This is a genomic window from Planococcus koreensis, from assembly GCF_004761975.1.
GTDB classification, from domain to species: Bacteria; Bacillota; Bacilli; order Bacillales_A; family Planococcaceae; genus Planococcus; species Planococcus koreensis.
This window is the reverse complement of record NZ_RQII01000004.1, coordinates 38349-60966: the sequence shown is the minus strand read 5'-3', so window position 1 is coordinate 60966 and position 22618 is coordinate 38349. Positions and strand designations below refer to the sequence as shown.

Sequence of the window (22618 nt, the reverse complement as noted above, 5' to 3'; positions counted from 1 at the left end):
GTTTATTCCAAACTCTCTAATTCGAAATTCGGGCTGTCTTGCTCGTATTGAAGGTGGTTGCCTTCAAGCAGCTGGATGAATTCGATGTTGTAATTGCGGTCTTTCAAATGGTCTCTTACTTCACGCTCGGATGAAGCTTCAACATAGAGGCTTTGAGTGTTTTCGCGAACTGGTACCTCTGCACGGTTTTCCTGATATAATACTTTAAAAATCATATTTTGCTCTCCTTTTACACGTTCAATTAAATTCACTTTCTTTATATTATCACGACAATGTTCTAAAATAAAGAATAGCCCTCCTAATTTCTTTTAGAAGGGCCGAATAATTATGCGATTTTCTTTTTGTTCATGATGCCATTGAGCTGTCTAAGCAGTTTTCTCTTTAGACGTTTCAGCATGGCTAACTCACTCCTTGCCGGCATTATACTATATTTTCTGACAATTGTAAAGGTGCAGGCTTTGCATATTCTTTTTTAGAAATGGAGATTTTAACCAATGGGAAAATTATTATTGCTCGATATTGACGGAACCTTATTGAACTCACACAAGGAATTGCCGGCCAGCGCAAAATCCGCGCTAGCACAAGCGCGTGAAAACGGCCATGAATTGGCAATCGCAACGGGCCGTGCGCCATTCATGTTTGAAGAATTGCGGAAAGAGCTGGACATCGACACATTCATTTCATTTAATGGCCAGTATATCGTCCACCAGCAAAAGCCGATCCATAAAGAATCGCTGGATCCGGAAACACTCGAATCGATTTACGAATACGCAGAACAGCAGGACCATCCTCTGGTCTTCATGAATGAAACCAAAATGGTGTCATCGATCGATTACCATCCCCACATTGAGGAAAGCATCAAGAGCCTTAAGTTTTTGCACCCGGAAACCGAAGCAGGATTTCATGCCGACAACGAAATCTACCAGGCGCTGGTTTTTTGTGAAGAACAAGAGGAGCAGCAATACCACGACAAGTTCAAGACGGTCGATTTCGTGCGCTGGCACCGGGTGTCTTGCGATATCTTGCCAAAAGGCGGCACGAAAGCAAGCGGCATCAAGCGCCTCATCAAATTGACCGGCCATTCAATCGAAGACACGATTGCATTCGGCGATGGCTTGAACGATTTGCAGATGATGGAGACCGCCGGATACAGCGTCGCGATGGACAATGGGCATGAGCAGACAAAAGCAATCGCTTCCTATATCACAGATCATGTTGACAACGACGGTTTAGCGAAAGCCTTCAAACATTTGGGCTTAATTTAATAGCGCATAAAGGCATAAAAAAAGGCTTGGGAGATTATTCTCCCGAGCCTCTTTCAATTGGGGTCGCATTTTCAATTTCGGCAAACGGATTCTCGGCATTGATGTGGTCGAAGAACATGATGCCATTCAAATGGTCGAGTTCGTGCTGGAACGCAATGGCCGGCAATCCCTTCAAGCGCATTTTAAACTCTTCACCTTGTAGGTTGTATGCTTTAACGGTGATGCGTGCATAGCGCGGCACATAGCCGGGCACGGCGCGGTCAACCGATAGGCAGCCTTCGCCAGTGGTCAAATAGGATTTTTCCACAGAGTGGCTGACAATTTTCGGATTGATTGCGATCAGGCTCATATTCTCTTCAGTGGAAGGGTCGAAATAAAGCGCGAATATCCGCTTTGCTTGATTGACTTGCGGAGCCGCGATCCCGACGCCTGCGCGAAGGTCGTATTTTTCAGCGAGCTCATCATCCTGGCTATTTTTTACATATTCCAATAGGCTTTCAGCCAATGCCTTGTCTTCAGCCGATAAGGGAAGCGCCACTTCTTCCGATCGCTTTCTTAAGGTCGGGTGGCCTTCTCGTATAATGTCTTTCATTAATATCAACAGGTTTCATCCTTTCATTCTTGCCGTTATGGTAATTATATCTTAAAAAAGCTTTTCAGGAAAAGAAAATCAGCTTATGAAATGTTGAAGGAAAAATAACTAATTGGTCATCCGTTCCGCTCCATCCATCACGCAGTTGTGTTTTTTAAATGGCGACATTATAGTTAAAGGAAGGATTAAGGGGAGGGTTTATATTGAATAAAGTGATTACGGCCACTGTAATTTCAAGTGCACTGTTTTTAGGCGCATGTTCAGGGCCGGCGGCGGAAGAACAATTGGATAGCGTTTTAAAAAGTACATTTGATGCTGAAAAAGATTATCGCGATACACAAAAAGATATGCAGAAACTGGAAGAGGATGAACAACAGCTTTTTGAGTCGATCATGTCATTGACTCAGGAAGAGCAGGAAGAAGTTGGTGCGCAAGCAGAAGAAGCGATTGCATCAGCCAAGGAACGTTTGGAGCTTCTGGCTAGTGAGAAGGAATCGATGGCTGCTGCGCAGGAAAATTTCAAAGAAATTGACGCAGTAATAGAAGAAACCGACGAAGAGAACGTCAAATCCGGTTTGACGGACTTAAAGGCGAAGATGCAGGAGCGCTTTGAAGCGCACGTGGCTTTTGCTGACGCTTATGAAAATCTAAACATGCAGCAGCAGGAATTATATACGATGCTGCAAGATGAAAATTCCACTCTCCAGTCCTTGCAGGAAAAAGCGCTGGCGGTCAATGGCCAGAACCAGCTTGTACAGGATGCTGTTACAGCATTCAATGAAAAGACCGAACAGTTCAATGAACTGAAAAACAGCGTCATCAGCGAAATTGAAAAAAGTGAAGAGTAAGCGGCCCTCGCGGCCGCTTTTTCTGTGTTATAAAAGCTTCGTGGAAGTTCACTGTAATATAGCACAGGTCTTTCACTTTAACTAGTACAGTTGGAATGTGATGGAATTTTCTATTTTCATATAATGCTTATGGCTTATAGGTTAGCTATGATTGACCTGCAAAATTTTCTCACGTATACTGAAAAAGTATATGCATTGTATTACTAATTGAATAAAATAATTTTAATACAGATAAAGGAGAGTTGCTATTATGGCTGCGAAAAAATCACAGCAGTTCCAACCAGTGGAAACACTGCACGCAATTGAAGAAAAGTTTGAAATGGTCCAGATTCTTAATGAAGAAGGCGAGATCGTCAATGAAGAGGCGGACCCGAAACTATCGGATGAAGATTTGCAGGAATTGATGCGCCGCATGGTGTTCACACGCATTCTTGACCAACGTTCGATTTCATTGAACCGCCAAGGGCGCCTTGGATTCTACGCACCTACTGCAGGGCAGGAAGCTTCACAATTGGCGTCTCATTTCGCGTTGACGAAAGATGATTTCATTTTACCGGGCTACCGCGACGTGCCTCAATTGATCTGGCACGGCTGGCCGCTTCACCAGGCCTTCCTATTTTCACGCGGCCATTTCATGGGGAACCAAATGGAAGAAGGCTTGAACATTTTGCCTCCTCAAATCATTATCGGCGCGCAATTCATTCAGGCAGCCGGTGTTGCATTAGGCTTGCAGAAACGCAAAAAAGAAGCAGTTGCTGTTACATATACAGGTGATGGCGGTTCATCTCAAGGAGATTTCTACGAAGGCATCAACTTTGCGGGATCATTCCGTTCGCCGGCTATCTTCATTGTGCAAAACAACCAATACGCGATTTCCACTCCGCGTGAACTTCAGACATCCGCTAAAACAATTGCCCAAAAAGCTGTTGCAGCCGGAATCCCAGGCGTCTTAGTAGATGGCATGGATCCGTTGGCGGTTTATGCAGTAACACGTGACGCTCGCGAGCGCGCTGTCAAAGGCGAAGGCCCGACATTGATCGAAACGCTTTGCTACCGCTACGGACCGCATACGATGGCAGGGGATGACCCGACACGCTACCGTACATCGGACACAGACAGCGAGTGGGAAAAGAAAGATCCGCTTATCCGCTTCCGTAAATACCTTGAAGCGAAAGGCTTGTGGAACGAAGAAAAAGAAAACGAAGTAATTGAACAGGCGAAGGACGAAATCAAAGCCGCGATCAAAAAAGCGGACAGCGCTCCGAAGCAGACGGTTACGAATATGCTTGAAATTATGTACGAAGAAATTCCATTCAACGTTCAGGAACAGCTCGATATCTACAAAGCAAAGGAGTCGAAATAAGCGATGGCACAAATGACTATGGTTCAAGCAATCACTGACGCTCTAAGAACAGAGATGAAAGACGATGAAAATGTTCTGGTTTTTGGAGAAGATGTCGGCAATAACGGCGGCGTTTTCCGGGCTACGGAAGGGCTGCAAAAAGAATTCGGAGAAGACCGCGTTTTTGACACGCCTTTGGCAGAGTCAGGAATCGGCGGACTGGCAATCGGTTTAGGCCTTCAAGGGTTCCGCCCGGTAGCTGAAATCCAATTTTTCGGTTTTGTTTATGAAGTGATGGATTCAATCAGCGGACAAATGGCACGCATGCGTTTCCGCAGCGGCGGCAGCTTGAATTCGCCTGTCACAATCCGTTCGCCTTTCGGCGGCGGTGTGCACACACCTGAAATGCACGCGGATTCATTGGAAGGCTTGATGGCTTCACAGCCAGGTTTGAAAGTTGTCATCCCGTCCACACCGTATGACGCAAAAGGCTTGCTTATTTCTTCTATCCGCGACAACGATCCTGTCATCTTCCTGGAGCATTTGAAATTATACCGTTCAGGGCGCCAGGAAGTTCCGGAAGAATCATACACGATTCCACTCGGCAAAGCCGACGTGAAGCGTGAAGGCACAGACTTGACGATCATCGCCTATGGCGCAATGGTCCAAGAAAGCTTGAAAGCTGCAGAAGAACTTGAAAAAGAAGATTTTTCAGTAGAAGTGATCGATTTGCGCACTATCCAGCCGCTTGACATCGAAACGCTTGTCGCTTCAGTTGAGAAAACTGGGCGTGCAATGGTCGTGCAAGAAGCTCAGAAGCAAGCGGGCATCGCTGCAAACATCGTTGCAGAACTGATGGACCGTACAATCTTGAGCCTCGAGGCGCCGGTTCTGCGTGTAACTGCACCGGATTCCATCTTCCCATTCTCGCAGGCTGAACAAGTTTGGCTTCCAAATTCGAAGGATATAGTAGAAACAGCTAAAAAAGTTCTAACGTTTTAATGTTCGAGAATAGAAAGGGTGAAACTAATGGCTTTTGAATTTCGTTTACCGGATATCGGTGAAGGTATCCACGAAGGTGAAATCGTAAAATGGTTCGTAAAAGCGGGAGACCGCATTGAAGAAGACGACATCATGTTTGAAGTGCAGAACGATAAAGCGGTAGTTGAAATGCCGTCGCCAGTATCGGGCACAGTTAAAGAAATCATTGTCGAAGAAGGAACAGTTGCAGTTGTTGGAGATGTGCTCGTGCGCATCGAGAGCGATGACGCAGCTGACAATGAAGGTTCAGGCGAAGAGCCAGCACCGGCTCCTGAGAAAAAAGAAGAACCTAAAGGCGAAGAAGAAACAGAAGAACAAGTACAGGCTGGAACAGCGGAAGCTGCCCAAAATGTTGATAAAGAACCGGCGAAAGAAGAACAGCCGGCTTCAGAAGAAACAGGTGCCGGTTCACAGGCGCAAGCACAAAATGCGCCGAAAGATCCAAATGCACGCGTTATCGCAATGCCATCCGTCCGCAAATTTGCACGCGACAAAGACGTCGACATCACTCAAGTTACTGGCTCAGGAAATAACGGCCGCATCTTGAAAGAAGACATCGAATCGTTCATGAGCGGTGGACAGCAGCAAGCAGCAGATGCGCCAGCAGCAAGCACTGAAACTGCAGAAGCAGCGCCAAAAGAAGAGGCTGCAAAAGAATCTTCTAAAGAAGCGGCTCCGAAAGCAGCTCCTGCACCAGAAGGCGAATTCCCTGAAACGCGCGAAAAAATGTCCGGCATGCGCCGTGCCATTGCCAAAGCGATGGTCCACTCGAAACAAACGGCACCGCACGTAACGTTGATGGACGAAGTCGATGTGACAGAACTTGTCGCACACCGCAAAAAGTTCAAAGACATTGCAGCAGAAAAAGAAATCAAATTGACTTACTTGCCGTACGTGGTCAAAGCACTCGTCAGCACATTGCGCGAATTCCCGGCATTGAACACGTCGTTCGATGACGAAACAAGCGAAGTCATCCAAAAGCATTATTTCAACATCGGCATCGCTGCTGATACGGAGAAAGGCCTGCTTGTGCCGGTCATTAAAAATGCTGACCGCAAATCAGTATTCGCGATTTCCGACGAAATCAACGGCTTGGCAACAAAAGCACGTGACGGCAAATTATCGCCTGCAGAAATGAAAGGCGCGTCTTGCTCGATCACGAATATCGGTTCAGCTGGCGGCCAATGGTTCACGCCGGTCATCAACCACCCGGAAGTAGCAATCCTTGGAATCGGCCGCATCGCCGAGAAACCAGTAATTAAAAATGGTGAAATTGTAGCAGCACCTGTGTTAGCATTATCATTGAGCTTCGATCATCGAATGATTGATGGAGCAACTGCACAGCACGCATTAAATCACATCAAGCGTTTATTAAGCGAACCAGAATTATTATTAATGGAGGCGTAAAACTTATGGTAGTAGGAGATTTTCCGATCGAAACAGACACGCTCGTCATCGGTTCAGGCCCTGGCGGATATGTAGCAGCAATCCGTGCAGCGCAAACTGGCCAAAAAGTAACAATCGTTGAGAAAGAATACATCGGCGGAGTATGCTTGAATGTCGGCTGTATCCCTTCAAAAGCGATGATTTCTGTAGGACACCGTTTCGAAGAGGCGAAGCATTCTGAAGACATGGGGATTATTGCAAAAGAAGTTTCCCTTAACTTTGAAAAAGCACAAGAATTCAAAAACGGCGTTGTGAAAAAATTGACTGGCGGCGTTGAATCATTGCTAAAAGGCAATAAAGTTGAAATCGTCCGCGGCGAAGCTTATTTCGTAGATGAAAACACAGTCCGCATCATGGACGAAAAATCGTCTCAGACTTATAAATTCAAAAACGTCATTATTGCTACTGGATCTCGTCCGGTTGAAATTCCGACGTTCAAATTCACGAAGCGCGTCATCAACTCTACAGGGGCTTTGGCTCTTACAGAATTGCCTGGCAAACTTGTTGTCATCGGCGGCGGTTATATTGGTACGGAACTAGGAACTGCATTTGCGAATATGGGTTCTGAAGTTACGATTCTTGAAGGCGCACCTGACATTTTGGCTGGATTTGAAAAGCAAATGACGGCTATCGTCAAAAAAGGCTTGAAGAAAAAAGGCGTCGAAGTCATTACAAAAGCATCAGCAAAAGGCGTTGAAGAATCCGATGCAGGCGTCAAAGTGACGTATGAAGCAGGCGGGGAAGAAAAAACACTTGAAGCTGATTACGTATTGGTTACTGTCGGACGCCGTCCGAATACAGACGAAATGGGCCTTGAAGAATTGGGCTTGAAAATGTCTGAACGCGGCTTGATCGAAGTCGACAAACAATGCCGTACAAGCATCTCGAATATCTATGCAATCGGCGATGTTGTCGCTGGCCTGCAATTGGCTCATAAAGCATCATACGAAGGCAAAGTTGCTGCAGAAGCGATTGCTGGTGAAAAATCAGTTGTTGATTACTTGGCGATTCCTGCGGTCTGCTTTACAGATCCGGAACTTGCAAGTGTCGGCCTTTCAGAAGAGCAAGCAAAAGAAGAAGGATTCGAAGCGTCAGCTGCGAAATTCCCATTTGGCGCTAACGGCCGTGCTTTGTCTCTGAACGCTCCTGACGGTTTCGTGAAACTGGTTTCACGCAAAGAAGACGGCTTGTTGCTTGGTGCACAAATCGTTGGTGCAGGCGCATCTGACATGATCGCTGAACTTGGTCTTGCAATCGAAGCAGGAATGACTGTTGAAGATATCGCCATGACAATCCACGCTCACCCGACTTTGGCTGAGATTACGATGGAAGCTGCGGAAGTAGCACTTGGCACTCCAATCCACATCATTAAATAATAAGGAAAGAAGCCGCTGCAATGTGCACGGCTTCTTTTTTTATGCAAAAATTTATGGTAAAATTTCACTGAAAGGGCGATGGTGATCATCTATGATACAGAAAAAATGGGCAGTTTTATTGGCCAGCACGATATTATTGGCAGGATGCGGAAATGCGGTCAGCGAAGAAGCTGTGCAGCAGGATGAGACCGCGCCTGCTGAAGCACCGGAACCTGCAAAAGAAGAGGTTCCAGTGCCGGAAGAAGCGCCTGAAGAACCTGAACCACCAGTTGAACAAGCGGAACCGGCATATCGTCTTAATCCTGCGAACTGGGGCGTTGAACCAATTGGGGAAGCTCCTGCACAAGCTGTATTGCTAACCATTGACGATGCACCGGCTGAGCATTCGGTCGGGATGGCTGAAACATTGAAGGCAGCTGGCGTTCCGGCGATCTTTTTTGTCAACGGGCATTTTCTCGACACCGAAGAAGAAAAAGCGAATCTGAAGAAAATCCATGAAATGGGCTTTGCCATCGGCAACCATACATACAGCCATACTAATTTGAAGACAATCGATGACGCCCAGCAGCGGGAGGAAATCATCTCATTGAGCGCGGCGGTGGAAGAAATCATCGGCGAAAAACCGGTATTTTTCCGTGCGCCAAATGGTACGAACACGGATTTCAGCAAAGGGCTTGTCGAAGCTGAGGGCATGCTGCTGATGAATTGGAGTTACGGTTATGACTGGGAAAAGCAGTACAGCGAAGCGGGAGCTTTAGCTGACATCATGGTCAATACGGAATTTTTGCGGAACGGGGCCAACCTGCTGATGCATGACCGTGCTTGGACAGCGAAGGCGCTTCCGGCTATCATCGAAGGGTTGAAAAACAAAGGTTATGGCTTTATCGACCCGGCAGATATTGAACGCGCAGGAAAATAAAAAAACAGCCCGGGGCATAGCACCCGGGCTGTTTTGGTTTTAACGTATCGCTTTTTGTTCCTTGATGACACGCAGCTTTTGCAAAGAATCGTCTTCCGGGCCTTGGACGGGCAATCCGGCTTTGATGTTCATATCGATGTAATCGATGTTTTCCTGAGTAATGATTTCACCCGGTATGAAAATCGGGATGCCAGGCGGATAGACCATGATAAATTCAGCTGAGATGCGTCCGACTGCTTCTTCGATTGGCACCACTTCGGTCGTTGCGTAGAAAGCATCGCGCGGTGTCATCGCCAGGCTAGGAATATCCGGAAGCAAAACGACAGGCTCGACAATCGCCGCTTCACTTTCATACGCTTCGCTCATGCGTTGCAGCGCGTTGATCAACAAATTCAGTTCTTTACGTGTATCGCCGATGGTTACAAGGCAAAGAATATTATACAAATCGGATAATTCGATTTCGATATTGGCGTTTTCCCGCAGCCATTCTTCCGCTTGGTGTCCGGAGATGCCGAGGTCTTTGACGCTGATTAAGAGCTTTGTCGGATCCATATCGTAGGTAGCTGACGTATTCAAGATTTCTTTGCCGACGCAGCGCAGATGCGGTATTTTATTGATGCGCTTGCGGGCGTCCTGGGACAGGCGGATGGCTTGGTCGATCAAATCGAAGCCATGGACCGCCAATTGGCGGCGCGCCGTATCCAGTGATGCCAGGATAGGGTAAGACGTCGAAGTCGTGGTCAGCATCGACAGGATTGATTGCACGCGCTTCGGTGAAACAAGGCCTTCCTTGACGTTTAAGACGGAGCTTTGCGTCATTGAACCGCCAAGTTTATGGACAGAAGTAGCTGCCATATCCGCTCCGGCAGACATTGCCGAGACAGGGAGTGCTTTATGGAAATGGATGTGGACGCCATGCGCTTCATCAACCAGCACGGGAATGTCGCGCTCATGCGCGATGGAAACAATGCGCGTTAAATCGGCTGCGACCCCGAAATAAGTGGGGTTGATGACGAGCACTGCTTTGGCGTCCGGGTATTCGATTAAGGCTTTTTCCACAGCTTCCGCTGAAATGCCATGTGAAATGCCAAGTTCTGGATCTACTTCCGGATGGATGAAGATTGGAATAGCCCCGGCGAAAACGATCGCCGACATGATTGATTTATGGACGTTGCGCGGCACCAGGATTTTATCGCCTGGGCCGACGACGCTCAGAATCATCGTCATGATTGCGCCGCTTGTTCCTTGTACAGAGAAGAACGTGTAATCTGCTCCGAAAGCCTTTGCAGCAAGTTCTTGCGCTTGCTTGATCGCGCCTTTTGGAGAATGCAAATCATCCAAAGGGGCGATATTGATCAAGTCTATCGATAATATATTATCGCCGACGAATTCTCTGAATGCCGGATCGACGCCTTGGCCTTTTTTGTGGCCAGGAATATGGAATTGAATGGGATGCCGATTCCGGTGCTTCAGCAAAGCATCGAATAACGGAGTTTCTAATTGAGACAATGGGAACCCACCTAACTTATTAAAAATAAAAACAAATTGAATTATAGCATGCCAGTCATCGCTATACTATTAAAATAAAAGGAATTCACGCAGTTTTATCGAATATTTCTAAAGTGGAAAGGGAGGAGATTGTTTTATGAAATTTAACACGCGAATTACAGAATTGCTGGGAATCCGTTTGCCGATCGTCCAAGGGGGGCTTGCATATTTAGCTTATGCAGACTTGGCGGCTGCTGTTTCCAATGCCGGGGGGCTTGGCCAGATAACAGCCATGAGCCTAGCGGATCCTGAACAATTAAGAGAAGAAATCCGTAAAGTGCGTACGATGACCGACAAACCTTTCGGCGTCAACTTCGCGATTGGGGAACACGGCCGCGCTTTTTCCCATATGCTCGCAGTTGCAATTGAAGAAAATGTGCCGGTCGTATCAATGACCGGCGGGAATCCGACGCCGATTTTTGAACAGTTGGAAGGTACGCCGATTAAAAAGTTGGTGCTGGTAGCTGCAAGGCGCCAAGCGCAGAAAGCCGAAGAACTTGGAGCGGATGCAGTCATGGTCGTCGGCCACGAAGGCGGCGGGCATCTTGGGCGCGACGACATCGGCACAATGGTGCTGATACCGCAGGTAGTTGATGCCGTGTCGATTCCTGTTATCGCCTCAGGCGGCATCGGGGACGGGCGCGGCTTGATGGCGGCTCTCGCGCTGGGAGCGGAGGGAATCGAGATGGGAACGCGTTTTATCGCGACCAAGGAATGCGTCCATGCCTCACAAATTTACAAAGAGGCATTGATTTCCAGTTCGGAAAATGATACCGTCATCATCAAGAAGAGCATCGGTGCTCCAGCCCGTACATTGAAAAACAGCTGGACTGATAAGATTCTTGAAATAGAAGCCGAGACGCCGACTTATGAAGCGCTGCGCACATATGTCAGCGGCGAGGCCAATAAAAAATACATCTACGAGGGCAAAACCGAAGAAGGTTTCGGCTGGGCCGGGCAAGTAGCAGGCCTGATCCACGACGTGCCGACTGTCCAGGAGCTATTCAGCCGCATGGAGCAGGAAGCCGAAGCCGTCGCTGGCAAATGGTCTCTCATGATTGGAAAGTAGGAAATCACTATGGATTATTCGTATCCCTTTTCCATCGACTGGAGCACAGATGAAATCATCGATGTCGTCGCCTTTTTCGAAGGCATAGAAATGGCCTATGAAAAAGGCATTAAACGGCAAGACCTTTTAGCCCGCTACCGCAGGTTTAAGGAAATTGTGCCGTCCATCGCTGAAGAAAAAACGTATTTCAGGGAATTCGAGGAAGAAAGCGGCTATGCCAGTTTTCCTGCGATCAAGGACATGAAAACGAAAAGCGATGATGAAATCATCAAGATAAAAAAATAAACAAAAGTTCCTCAGCTCAGCGCTGTGGAACTTTTGTTTTGTTCAGGAGAATGTCGTAAATCGGCAGCAATTGTGAAAAAGTGTCTTCCACAGCTGCATGGAATTCTTCCGTACTCATCTGCACGGCTTCTTCACGTGTAATGTGGCGTCCGATCACCAATTCGCCTTTTTTAACGTCTCTCAAACGAACGAGCAAACGGTCGATGCCATCTGAAGACAATTCATCCAGGTCGGAAGCTTCCGGTTTCATGTGGTCTCCGGACAACATGAAATCTTTCGGCAGCGCTTCAAGCGCGTTTGATGCCAAGAGGCGTTCCGCCATCGCGCTTTTTCCGGAAGCTTCATAAATGACAGCCAGAATCACGAAAACATGGCTGTTCCATAAACCGATCTGGAAATGCGGAACAGCTTTATAGCCGCGCTTATGTGGAGCGAAAGCGACCCAGCTGTCATTTGGGGGATTGACAGTGCGGCGCATATGCTTGGCAACATGCGGGTAAAACTCTTCACCGGTCTTGCCGGAGAAAAAAGAAGAATAGTCTTTACCGAGTTCTTCAAATTTAGGGCGCACATGGGCAATCAATGCCTCCATGCGTCTTTCAAGTCCAGGTGTTTCAAAAACTTCGAAATCTTGCTGGTTCCAGTAGGCCATAAAATAGGTTTCCTCCTTTAAATCGAAACTCAGGTTTCATTTTAACGAAGTTTGGGAAGAAAGAGTATAAATAAGTTTTTCTCACTCGCCAATGGGGTATATATAAGTAACTTTAATTCGAGAAGTCTGAATTATCGGAATGTGAAGAGGAAGGGGTGCTTATCTATGAAACAGATGATTCAAATTATCCGCAAAGCTGAAGTGGAAAAGGAATACATCAATGCATTGAAGCTGGAATTGGATTATGAGCTTGCATCTTTGTTTGACGCAATGCAGCAGAAAGATGAATTGCAAAGCGGCAAGAGCAAAAAACGGCTCCAAGAAATCCATGTTGAACTGGAGGCCCTTCATGCGCTCTAATACATTTATCACATAAAGGCACCTACTGAGAACAGACAGTATGTGCCTTTTTCGTTTATATTATAGAGAGCATTAAAAAAAGGGGAGGACCACCAGTGGATTTGCATGAAATGGACAGATACATAAAATCACTTATAAAAGAAGCAGGCCACCGCATCCGCACATCATTTCGCGGAGACATCGAAATCGAAACAAAAGCGCACGTCAACGACTTGGTCACGAATATCGACAAAGAAATTGAACAGCTCTTCATAGAACGCATCAATACCGATTATCCTGGCCACCGGATTTTTGGTGAAGAAGGATTCGGCAACGATATCCAAGATTTGAAAGGCGTCATCTGGATGCTTGACCCAATTGACGGCACGATGAATTTCGTGCACCAGCAGCGTAATTTTGCCATTTCACTGGGCATTTATAAAGACGGCGTAGGCGAGCTGGGCTATATCTACGATGTCGTCAATGATGATCTATACCATGCGGTTAGAGGCGGCGGTGCATACTTCAACGATGAGAAACTGCCGATGCTGCAGGAGACCTCGATTTCCGAATCGATAATCGGCATGAACGCCATGTGGGCGACGCCGAATAAATACGTCGAACACGAATCAACAATTCGGTTGATCCGTGATGTCCGCGGTACCCGATCCTACGGTTCGGCTGCACTTGAATTGGCATTTGTCGCTAGTGGGCGCATAGACGCTTATATTTCCATGCGATTGTCGCCATGGGATATTGCAGGCGGCTCCGTCATCGTCCGGGAAGTAGGCGGAATGACGTCGAATTTCAAAGGCGACAAAGAGAATTTACTCGTACAGGATACTTTTATGGCGGCTAATCCGTCGATACATGGCAAGATTCTTTCTGAATACATTCAGCCCAAATAAAAAAAGGTGCAGATATCCGCACCTTTTGCACGCCGCCGGGAAAGTTTCCGGCGGCTTTATTTCTGATCGCTTACAGAACGCCTGCGTCAATCATCTCTTTTTTCTTTTTGAAACCGCGCGCCATGACAAAGCCAAGCAGCACAATAGCCAGTAAAATTCCCGGCACGCTGCGCAAACCTACGGCAACTCCGATACCGGCCATTGAAAGCATTGCAGCAAGTGAATAGAAGACAAAAATCCATTTTATATTTTTCACGGTATTTTCCTCCTAGGATAAACGTTTGAAATAAAGTCTTAGGGTTTTCCCCCTATATGTGATATACTAACACAGTTATAGGGACGAAAAAAGAATAATTGGAGTGAAAGTATGACTAACTTACGTAACGACTTAAGAAACATTGCTATTATTGCCCACGTTGACCATGGTAAAACGACGCTTGTGGATCAGCTTCTGCAGCAATCAGGAATCTTCCGTTCAAATGAACACATGGAAGAACGCGCTATGGACTCTAACGACATCGAGAGAGAACGCGGAATCACGATTCTTGCAAAAAACACAGCCATTCAATATAAAGACGCTAAAATCAACATCCTTGATACACCTGGACACGCCGATTTCGGTGGAGAAGTTGAACGTATCATGAAAATGGTTGATGGTGTCTTGCTAGTAGTTGACGCTTATGAAGGCTGTATGCCACAGACGCGTTTTGTATTGAAAAAAGCACTTGAGCAAAACTTGAAGCCAATTGTAGTCGTCAATAAAATTGACCGCGATTTCGCTCGCCCGGAAGAAGTGGTTGACGAAGTCATCGAATTGTTCATCGAACTTGAAGCGAATGACGAGCAATTGGAATTCCCGGTTATTTTTGCATCAGGCATGAACGGTACAGCAAGTCTTTCATCTGACCCTGCAGACCAGGAAGAAAACATGCAAGTAATCTTCGATGCAATCATGGAACATGTTCCAGCGCCAATCGATAACAGAGATGAGCCACTTCAATTCCAAGTAGCGCTTCTTGACTACAATGATTATGTTGGGCGTATCGGAATCGGCCGCGTATTCCGCGGAACGATCGAAGTCGGACAATCTGTATCCTTGATGAAACTTGACGGTTCTGTCAAAAACTTCCGTGTTACGAAAATTCACGGTTTCATGGGCTTGAAGCGCATTGAAATCCAAAAAGCCGAAGCTGGCGATTTGATTGCCATTTCTGGTATGGAAGATATCAACGTAGGGGAAACGGTATGTCCTTCAGATCATCCTGAAGCTTTGCCGATTCTGCGCATTGATGAGCCTACATTGCAAATGACATTCCTTGTCAACAACAGCCCGTTTGCCGGTAAAGAAGGTAAATGGATCACTTCTAGAAAAATCCAGGAACGTTTGGATGCACAATTGCAAACAGACGTATCGCTTCGTGTAGAACCTACAGATTCACCTGACGCATGGGTAGTTTCCGGACGCGGAGAATTGCATTTGTCGATCTTGATCGAGAACATGCGCCGTGAAGGTTTTGAAATCCAGGTTTCGAAACCGGAAGTTATCGTCCGCATGGTTGATGGCGTACGCTGTGAACCAGTAGAACGCGTTCAAGTGGATGTTCCAGAAGAATACACTGGCGCTATCATCGAGTCTCTTGGTGAGCGCAAAGGTGAAATGCTGGATATGATCAATAACGGAAGCGGACAAGTCCGTTTGGTATTCAATGTACCAGCACGTGGATTGATCGGCTACACGACTGAGTTCTTGACTCAAACGCGCGGCTACGGAATCATCAACCACACATTCGACAGCTACCAGCCAGTTGCTTCTGGCCGTGTCGGCGGACGCCGCCAAGGTGTATTGGTATCTATGGAGCGCGGTAAAGTTTCGACTTACGGCTTGATGGGCATCGAAGACCGCGGAACTGCTTTTGTCGAAGTCGGAGCTGAAATCTACGAAGGCATGATCGTCGGCGAACATAACCGCGACAGCGATTTGACGGTTAACATCGTTAAGATCAAAGCAGCGACAAACATTCGTTCAGCGAACAAAGACCAAACAACGACAATGAAAAAAGCTCGTTTGATGAGCCTTGAAGAAGCTTTGGAATACTTGAACGACGATGAGTATTGCGAAATCACGCCACAAACAATCCGTTTGCGCAAGAAAATTCTTGATAAAAACGAACGCGAGCGTATGGCTAAGAAGAAAAAAGTAGCAATCGAAGAATAATAGACTGGGAGGATGTATAATCTGTGGGCGACGAACAAGCTTTTGTCTATGACAGTATGTATCCCGTAGCTCGATTTTTATACGAAACCATGCCGAATTACACGATAGCAGGATATGCGCTCTTTGCAGTGATCTTTCTGCTATCTGCGTTCGTCTATAAACTCGGGTTTGCAAAAAAACTATCCGTCGGAAAAAATGCTGTGATTGCTTTGTTTCTGCTGGCTGGAGGTTTAGGGCTGACGTTCTTAGCCTTTTTCCTGCCGGTTGTGGAAGGCCTTGTAATCGCTGCAATGATTCTGATCTTGTATAAAATCCGCCTTTGGCGCGAAAAACGCGAAAACGCTGCATCTCATTGAGACGCAGCGTTTTTTGCGTTGTTGGAACTTTATAAACATAAAAACGGTCCATCTCATTGAGATGGACGTTTTTGCGTTCGAATGTTTTATACAGTACTGGGAGCGCCATTGCGTAAGTCAAGTGGGCGAAAACCCAATACAAGATTGCTCCAGCGTCAGTGAAGCCTGGAACATCTTCCCGGATGGCCATAGCGGACAAAGGGAAGTAAAGCAGATAGAACGGGATGCTCATAGCTAAACTCAGCAGCACCAACTGCCCGAACGAATGCGGGCGGCGTTTTGCCAAGTAGACATAAACGATGCCGATGATAAGAGAGATGATGATGTGGAAAGCGAACTCCACAGGCTCTGGCCAATTGATGGGGCCGATAAGCGGTATGAAGTCAACGTTCAATAGAAGCGTGTAGACTTGTTCGCCTGTCACAGCCTGGATCCATTTAAGGAGCAGCCCAAGGAGCAGCCCGCTCCAAAAGCCGATCCAGATGCCTTTAAGCACTTTCATCAAAAGTCATCCTCAATTCTTCTGGAGCTCCGGTAAAAATGGAACTTTCCGGTAGCAATCCGCTGTTTTGTCCGTTCCGTGATCCGGTCATGGCATTTTTTGCACATATGGGTATGAATGGGCCGGTTGCGGAGTCTTTTTGCTTCAAGCGTATCGTCGACCAGTTCTTCGATGGTATCACAGATTACACATTGCACACGCATGGTGAATCCTCCTATTCGACCCGGATCGCTAAAATGTCCGTAATGGGGTTGTCTTGGTTGGCGCCGTCCGGAAGCAGCACGTGGACAGGGCCGTCTTCTTTCAAAGGCTTGCCTTTTTCGCTGAACTTGAAGATCAGTTCTTGCGCTTCTGCGATTGGAAATGCGTGCTCGCCATGCGCGGTTTCAAATACGACAGTGCTTGCCCCAGCTTCCGGTTCTGCATTTTTCAAAAATGGAGCGAATTTCATGCCGAAAGTGCCTGTCAGCATTTCGTTTTTTTCCGCTCTTTTGTATGTCTTTTCCGAATTCAAGGTCGGCGGCACCGTTGCGCCTTCCATGATTTCACGCGACCAGTGTTCACCCATGCCGCGTTTGTATTCTTCCAGCTCATCTTTTTCAATATGTTCTTCCGTAAAATAGGTTTCCAAATTGAGCTTGCGGTCATCAAAAATCCAGACCGTAGGATCCAGAGTCAATTTGAATTTAACTTCTCCTTTGAAAGGTACAATAAATTCCATCCTGAAAACCTCCATTAAATATAACTCTTTTATCAGTATACCGTTTTCTGGCAAAATCCTAAAGGGATTAATTCCACACGGGAAAGAGGCTTGCAATTTCACCTGTGAAAAGATACACTTTAAACAGGTTAATAGAGATAAATATCAATTAATGGGGGAGTCCTCATGGAAAATACAGAAGAACAAACTTACCAATTGAAGGCATTGGATCTCCTGAGAGCCGATGCTGAAAAAATAGAGCATTTGATAAAAGTCCAAATGGACAACCTGACTTTGCCTTCTTGCCCGTTATATGAAGAAGTGCTCGATACGCAGATGTTCGGCTTGTCGAGGGAAATCGATTTTGCTGTCAAACTGGGGCTGATTGACCGCGAAACCGGCAAAAACCTAATGGACACGCTGGAGAAGAAACTTTCGATCCTCCACGACGCGTACACAAATAAATGACTTAAAACTCAAACGACTTTTGTTTGAGTTTTTTTACTAATCCAGAAAAAAGAGGTCTTAAAACATGAAACAATACATCAAAAGATACGCAAAAAACTTCGATTACCCTTTATTCTTTGTATACATAGCTTTAACCTTGTTCGGTCTGGTAATGATCTACAGCGCCAGCATGGCTTGGTCGGTCAATTATTACGGTGATGATCCGGACCGCTTCTACATACAGCAATTGATCAATCTGTCATTGGCGTTTCCCGTTTTTGCGGTAGCAGCGCTATTCCCGTATAAGCATTTCAGCAAAAAATGGATGCTTATGACCATACTTGCGGTCATCTTTCTCGGTTTGGTGCTGGTTCACTTCATCGGCTACGCAGCTGGTGGGGCGCAAAGCTGGATCAACCTCGGTTTTGCCAATATCCAGCCGTCCGAAGTGGCGAAAGTGGGCATCATTTTCTATCTTTCAGGTGTTTTTGCCAACAAGTACAAAAACGGCAACATCAATAAACTAAACGAATCTGTGGCACCGCCGGTCATTATACTGACACTCGTGCTATTGTCGGTGTTCTTAGAACCCGATCTTGGCTCGATGATGATCATCGGCGCTGTCGGCCTTGCGGTGATGGCAGCAAGCGGCATTCAATTCAAATTCTTTGCGCGGCTCGCGGCGATTGTCGTCGGGGCATCCGCAATATTCATCTTGCCGATCATGATTTTTGCTTCGGACATGATTTTCACTGAAAAAAGGCTTGGCCGCCTTGATGCATTCTTTAACCCGTTCTCCGATGAGCTTGGTTTCGGCCTGCAAATAGTCAACGGCTACCTGGCAATCGGCTCTGGGGGCCTCAGTGGATTAGGCCTTGGGCAATCCATCCAGAAACTCGGGTATCTGCCTGAACCCCACACTGATTTCATCATGTCAGTCATCGCAGAAGAACTTGGTGTCTTTGGCGTACTTTTTGTGCTTGGCGGCTTGGCGTTTATCGTTTTGCGCGGTTTATCAATTGCCATGACAACGAAAGACCCGCTGGCCCGTATGCTGGCTACCGGGGTCTCAAGCATGATCGGCATTCAGGCATTCGTCAATTTAGGAGGCATGACCGGGCTGATCCCACTAACCGGTGTAACGCTTCCATTTATCAGCTATGGCGGAACGTCCGTAATTTTGTTATCGTTAGCTATGGGAGTATTGATGAATGTCTCCATGTTCCACAGATTTGAAAAATCCAAAAAGTAAAGGGTGTGCTGCGGTGTGAAGACGATTAATAAAATCTTAGTAGCCAATCGCGGAGAAATTGCAATACGGATTTTCCGCGCGTGTACAGAACTGAATCTTCGGACAGTTGCGATTTATTCGCAGGAGGACAGCGGTTCGTATCATCGTTATAAAGCAGATGAATCTTATTTAGTCGGCAAAGGCAAAAAACCGATCGACGCTTATCTGGATATCGAGGACATTATCCGTATCGCAAAAGACTCTGAAGTAGATGCGGTTCACCCAGGTTATGGTTTTTTATCTGAGAACGTTCACTTCGCACGCCGGTGTGAAGAAGAAGGGATTGTTTTCATCGGCCCGACTTCACGCCACTTGGACATGTTCGGGGATAAAGTCAAGGCCCGCGATCAAGCGATTGCAGCTGGCATACCGGTTATTCCAGGTACAGACGGCCCTGTAGAATCGTTGGCGGAAGTGGAAGAATTCAGCAAAACAGCAGGTTTCCCATTGATGATTAAAGCATCTCTAGGAGGAGGCGGCCGCGGCATGCGGATCGTCAGAAACCAGGAAGAACTGGCATCAGCGTATGAACGCGCCAAATCGGAAGCGAAAGCCGCTTTCGGCTCAGACGAAATGTACGTAGAGAAATTCGTCGACAAACCAAAACATATTGAAGTCCAAATTCTAGGGGATGCAGAAGGCAACGTCGTCCATTTATATGAGCGCGACTGTTCCATTCAGCGCCGCCATCAAAAAGTAGTCGAGATTGCTCCTTCAAATTCCATCAGCAACGAACTGCGCAACCGCATTTGCGACGCAGCAGTGAAATTGATGAATAATATCGATTACATAAATGCAGGAACAGTAGAGTTCCTTGTGGCAAACGAAGAATTCTTTTTCATCGAAGTCAATCCACGGATCCAAGTGGAGCACACGATCACCGAAATGGTGACGGGCATTGACATCGTCCATGCGCAGATAAAAATCGCCATGGGTTATAGCCTTCACAGCCCGGAAATTGCGATGCCTTTGCAGCAAGATATCCCATTATTCGGTTTTGCCATCCAATCCCGCGTTACGACGGAAGATCCGTTGAATGACTTTATGCCAGACGCCGGAAAATTGATGGTCTATCGTTCAGGCGGCGGCTTCGGTGTCCGACTGGATGCGGGGAACGGGTTCCAAGGAGCGGTCATTACGCCATTTTACGATTCTTTGCTCGTGAAATTGTCGACATGGGCTGTGACGTTCAAAGACGCAGCAGCTAAAATGGACCGCAATCTCCAGGAATTCCGTATTCGCGGAATCAAAACAAATATCCCTTTCCTGGAAAATGTTGTAAAACATCCGAACTTCTTAAAAGGGGAATTTGATACAAGCTTTATTGATTCGACTCCTGAATTGTTTATTTTTCCGGTCCGCAAAGACCGCGGCACGAAATTACTGAACTATATAGGCAATGTGACAATCAACGGATTCCCGGGAATCGAGAAGAAGAAAAAACCGATTTTCGCGTCTCCGAGGAAGCCGGCAATCGACATTACAGCGGCACCGCCTGCAGGTACGAAACAGATTCTTGATGCACAAGGCCCAGAAGGATTGGCAAAGTGGATCCACGAACAAAAAGACGTTCTTTTGACAGATACAACATTCAGGGATGCCCATCAATCCTTGCTGGCGACGCGGGTGCGTTCACACGATATGTTCTCTATCGCCAAAGAAACCGCGCATTTGCAGAATGATCTATTCTCAATGGAAATGTGGGGCGGGGCAACATTCGATGTTTCGTACCGTTTCTTGAAAGAAGATCCTTGGCAGCGTTTGATCAAATTGCGCGAACAGGTGCCGAACGTATTGTTCCAAATGCTGTTCCGCGGTGCGAATGCAGTTGGATATAAGAATTATCCGGATAACGTCATCCGTGAATTCGTCCGTAAATCAGGGGATGCCGGAATCGATGTATTCCGTATTTTTGATAGCTTGAACTGGATCAAAGGCATGGAAGTGGCGATTGATGAAGTCCGCCAATCAGGGAAAGTGGCTGAAGCGGCGATCTGTTACACAGGCGATATTCTTGACCCGAGCCGCGACAAATACACGGTCCAGTATTATAAAGATATGGCAAAAGAGCTGGAAGCTGCCGGCGCGCATATTTTAGCGATTAAAGACATGGCTGGATTGCTGAAGCCAGAAGCGGCGTACCGCCTGGTTTCAGAATTGAAAGATACGGTTTCATTGCCGATCCACCTCCACACGCACGATACGAGCGGCAACGGCATTTATTTGTATTCGAAAGCGATTGAAGCGGGTGTCGATATCGTGGATACGGCTCTTGGAACAATGGCAGGACTGACTTCCCAGCCAAGTGCAAATTCATTGTATTACGCGATGAAAGGCAGCGGGCGTGAAGTGAGAACCGATGTCCAATCACTCGAAAAACTGTCGCATTATTGGGAAGATGTCCGGAAATACTATGGTGATTTCGAAAGCGGCATGAATAGCCCGCATTCGGAAATCTACGTCCATGAGATGCCGGGCGGCCAATACAGCAATTTGCAGCAACAGGCAAAAGCGGTTGGCTTGGGAATGCGCTGGGAAGAAGTGAAAGAAATGTATTCCCGCGTCAACCTATTGTTCGGTGATGTGGTGAAAGTTACACCATCTTCTAAGGTAGTCGGAGACATGGCATTGTTCATGGTCCAAAATGATTTAAATGAAGAAACGGTGCTGACACGTGGTGAAACAATCGATTTCCCGGAATCGGTCATCGAATTCTTTGAAGGTTATATCGGGCAGCCACACGGCGGATTCCCGAAAGAGCTGCAGGCAGTCATCCTGAAAGAACGGAAGCCGATCACTGTGCGTCCGGGTGAATTGCTGGAGCCGGCAGATTTTGACAGCATCGAAAAAATGCTGTTCGAGAAATTGGATCGTCCGGTTACGAGCCATGAAATATTGGCCTATGCATTGTATCCGAAAGTATTCGAGGAATACTCGGCGACAAATCAGCAATTCGGAGATGTTTCCGTTTTGGACACATTGACGTTCCTTTATGGCATGAGGCTCGGTGAAGAAATAGAAGTGGAAATCGAAAAAGGGAAAACGTTGATGATTAAAATGGTCTCAATCGGCGAACCTCAAAAAGATGGCCACCGCACAATCTATTTCGAGTTGAACGGCCAGCCGCGTGAAGTCAATATCCAGGACATGACGATCGAAGCGGATACATTAGCCCGCCCGAAAGCGGACATGAAGAACGAAACGCATATTGCGGCTACGATGCCGGGCACTGTCTTGAAGGTAGTGGCGGAAGTCGGAGCGAAAGTGAAGCGCGGCGACCATCTCCTGGTAACAGAAGCGATGAAGATGGAAACGACTGTACAAGCCCCGTTCGACGGCATTGTCAAAGAAATCAATGTCAATGCAGGCGAAGGCATTTCAACAGGAGATTTGCTTATTGAAATGGAAAGAGCTTAACGCTGAAAATTCAAAAGGCGCCGCCATCCACGAACTAGTGGATGGCGGCGCCTTTTCTTG

Annotated in this window: 23 protein-coding genes; 16 read left to right on the top strand and 7 right to left on the bottom strand. The window is 46.8% G+C overall.

The genetic code is table 11. The features are described from left to right. Nucleotides 1–2: 2 nt before the first annotated feature. Nucleotides 3–215: a DNA-dependent RNA polymerase subunit epsilon gene (locus EGV91_RS00800; protein WP_135500271.1), complete on the bottom strand. Its 213-nt coding sequence runs from the start codon at nt 213–215 to the stop codon at nt 3–5. A 279-nt stretch (nt 216–494) separates the two neighbouring features. Between EGV91_RS00800 and EGV91_RS00795 the strand changes: the two genes are divergently transcribed. Beyond that, nucleotides 495–1265 (top strand): Cof-type HAD-IIB family hydrolase, encoded by a 771-nt coding sequence (locus EGV91_RS00795; protein WP_135500270.1) that lies wholly within the window; start codon nt 495–497, stop codon nt 1263–1265. Between the two features lie 34 nt (nt 1266–1299). Here the strand turns inward: EGV91_RS00795 and def are convergent, their stop codons facing one another. Further along, complete coding sequence (def, locus tag EGV91_RS00790) at nt 1300–1866, bottom strand: peptide deformylase (RefSeq protein WP_135500269.1); 567 nt, start codon at nt 1864–1866, stop codon at nt 1300–1302. A gap of 203 nt (nt 1867–2069) precedes the next feature. On the opposite strand from def, the gene EGV91_RS00785 reads away from it, so the two are divergent. From EGV91_RS00785 to EGV91_RS00760, 6 genes are all read left to right on the top strand, one after another. Then, the gene (locus EGV91_RS00785; RefSeq protein WP_241666077.1) at nt 2070–2705 is read left to right on the top strand and encodes a YkyA family protein; all 636 of its coding nucleotides are present in this window, start codon (nt 2070–2072) and stop codon (nt 2703–2705) included. 250 nt (nt 2706–2955) lie between these two features. Further along, nucleotides 2956–4068 carry a pyruvate dehydrogenase (acetyl-transferring) E1 component subunit alpha gene (gene pdhA, locus EGV91_RS00780; protein ID WP_135500267.1) on the top strand — a complete coding sequence of 371 codons (1113 nt, stop codon included), beginning with the start codon at nt 2956–2958 and terminating at the stop codon, nt 4066–4068. Between the two features lie 3 nt (nt 4069–4071). Next, nucleotides 4072–5049, top strand: coding sequence for an alpha-ketoacid dehydrogenase subunit beta (locus EGV91_RS00775; RefSeq protein ID WP_135500266.1), 978 nt, complete (start codon nt 4072–4074; stop codon nt 5047–5049). A gap of 27 nt (nt 5050–5076) precedes the next feature. After that, entirely contained in the window at nt 5077–6495 is a 1419-nt protein-coding gene (locus EGV91_RS00770; RefSeq protein WP_135500265.1) for a dihydrolipoamide acetyltransferase family protein, read from the top strand. Between the two features lie 5 nt (nt 6496–6500). Beyond that, nucleotides 6501–7910, top strand: coding sequence for a dihydrolipoyl dehydrogenase (lpdA, locus tag EGV91_RS00765; protein WP_135500264.1), 1410 nt, complete (start codon nt 6501–6503; stop codon nt 7908–7910). A 91-nt stretch (nt 7911–8001) separates the two neighbouring features. After that, nucleotides 8002–8829, top strand: coding sequence for a polysaccharide deacetylase family protein (locus EGV91_RS00760; protein ID WP_135500263.1), 828 nt, complete (start codon nt 8002–8004; stop codon nt 8827–8829). Between the two features lie 39 nt (nt 8830–8868). Here the strand turns inward: EGV91_RS00760 and EGV91_RS00755 are convergent, their stop codons facing one another. After that, nucleotides 8869–10338: an aminotransferase class I/II-fold pyridoxal phosphate-dependent enzyme gene (locus tag EGV91_RS00755; protein ID WP_135500262.1), complete on the bottom strand. Its 1470-nt coding sequence runs from the start codon at nt 10336–10338 to the stop codon at nt 8869–8871. Nucleotides 10339–10474: 136 nt separating this feature from the next. Here EGV91_RS00755 and EGV91_RS00750 point away from each other — a divergent pair, with 136 nt between their 5' ends. Then, nucleotides 10475–11446: an NAD(P)H-dependent flavin oxidoreductase gene (locus EGV91_RS00750; protein WP_135500261.1), complete on the top strand. Its 972-nt coding sequence runs from the start codon at nt 10475–10477 to the stop codon at nt 11444–11446. Between the two features lie 9 nt (nt 11447–11455). Further along, entirely contained in the window at nt 11456–11731 is a 276-nt protein-coding gene (locus tag EGV91_RS00745; RefSeq protein ID WP_135500260.1) for a UPF0223 family protein, read from the top strand. A gap of 16 nt (nt 11732–11747) precedes the next feature. Here EGV91_RS00745 and EGV91_RS00740 read toward each other — a convergent pair whose 3' ends face one another. Beyond that, entirely contained in the window at nt 11748–12383 is a 636-nt protein-coding gene (locus tag EGV91_RS00740) for a YktB family protein (protein WP_135500259.1), read from the bottom strand. Between the two features lie 165 nt (nt 12384–12548). Here EGV91_RS00740 and EGV91_RS00735 point away from each other — a divergent pair, with 165 nt between their 5' ends. Then, on the top strand, nt 12549–12743 hold the full coding sequence (locus EGV91_RS00735) for a hypothetical protein (protein ID WP_135500258.1): 195 nt from the start codon (nt 12549–12551) through the stop codon (nt 12741–12743). Nucleotides 12744–12838: 95 nt separating this feature from the next. Continuing rightward, nucleotides 12839–13630, top strand: a complete 792-nt coding sequence (locus tag EGV91_RS00730; protein ID WP_135500257.1) for an inositol monophosphatase family protein — start codon at nt 12839–12841, stop codon at nt 13628–13630. Between the two features lie 70 nt (nt 13631–13700). Here EGV91_RS00730 and EGV91_RS00725 read toward each other — a convergent pair whose 3' ends face one another. Continuing rightward, entirely contained in the window at nt 13701–13886 is a 186-nt protein-coding gene (locus tag EGV91_RS00725) for a YlaF family protein (RefSeq protein WP_135500256.1), read from the bottom strand. 111 nt (nt 13887–13997) lie between these two features. Between EGV91_RS00725 and typA the strand changes: the two genes are divergently transcribed. Both typA and EGV91_RS00715 read left to right on the top strand, forming a co-directional pair. Continuing rightward, nucleotides 13998–15845, top strand: coding sequence for a translational GTPase TypA (gene typA / locus EGV91_RS00720; protein WP_135500255.1), 1848 nt, complete (start codon nt 13998–14000; stop codon nt 15843–15845). Nucleotides 15846–15901: 56 nt separating this feature from the next. Continuing rightward, nucleotides 15902–16201 carry a YlaH-like family protein gene (locus tag EGV91_RS00715; RefSeq protein ID WP_135500282.1) on the top strand — a complete coding sequence of 100 codons (300 nt, stop codon included), beginning with the start codon at nt 15902–15904 and terminating at the stop codon, nt 16199–16201. Between the two features lie 501 nt (nt 16202–16702). On the opposite strand, the gene EGV91_RS00705 is transcribed toward EGV91_RS00715, so the two are convergent. Both EGV91_RS00705 and EGV91_RS00700 read right to left on the bottom strand, forming a co-directional pair. Continuing rightward, entirely contained in the window at nt 16703–16906 is a 204-nt protein-coding gene (locus EGV91_RS00705) for a YlaI family protein (protein ID WP_135500254.1), read from the bottom strand. Nucleotides 16907–16917: 11 nt separating this feature from the next. Then, a complete protein-coding gene (locus EGV91_RS00700) occupies nt 16918–17424 on the bottom strand; it encodes a peptidyl-prolyl cis-trans isomerase (RefSeq protein ID WP_135500253.1) in 507 nt (168 codons plus the stop codon). A 165-nt stretch (nt 17425–17589) separates the two neighbouring features. Here EGV91_RS00700 and EGV91_RS00695 point away from each other — a divergent pair, with 165 nt between their 5' ends. The 3 genes from EGV91_RS00695 to pyc all read left to right on the top strand — a co-directional run bounded on the left by EGV91_RS00695 (nt 17590) and on the right by pyc (nt 22558). Next, entirely contained in the window at nt 17590–17871 is a 282-nt protein-coding gene (locus tag EGV91_RS00695; RefSeq protein WP_135500252.1) for an Fpa/YlaN family protein, read from the top strand. Between the two features lie 64 nt (nt 17872–17935). Beyond that, nucleotides 17936–19102, top strand: a complete 1167-nt coding sequence (locus EGV91_RS00690) for an FtsW/RodA/SpoVE family cell cycle protein (protein ID WP_135500251.1) — start codon at nt 17936–17938, stop codon at nt 19100–19102. A 15-nt stretch (nt 19103–19117) separates the two neighbouring features. Next, complete coding sequence (gene pyc / locus EGV91_RS00685) at nt 19118–22558, top strand: pyruvate carboxylase (RefSeq protein ID WP_135500250.1); 3441 nt, start codon at nt 19118–19120, stop codon at nt 22556–22558. The last annotated feature ends 60 nt before the right edge of the window (nt 22559–22618 follow it).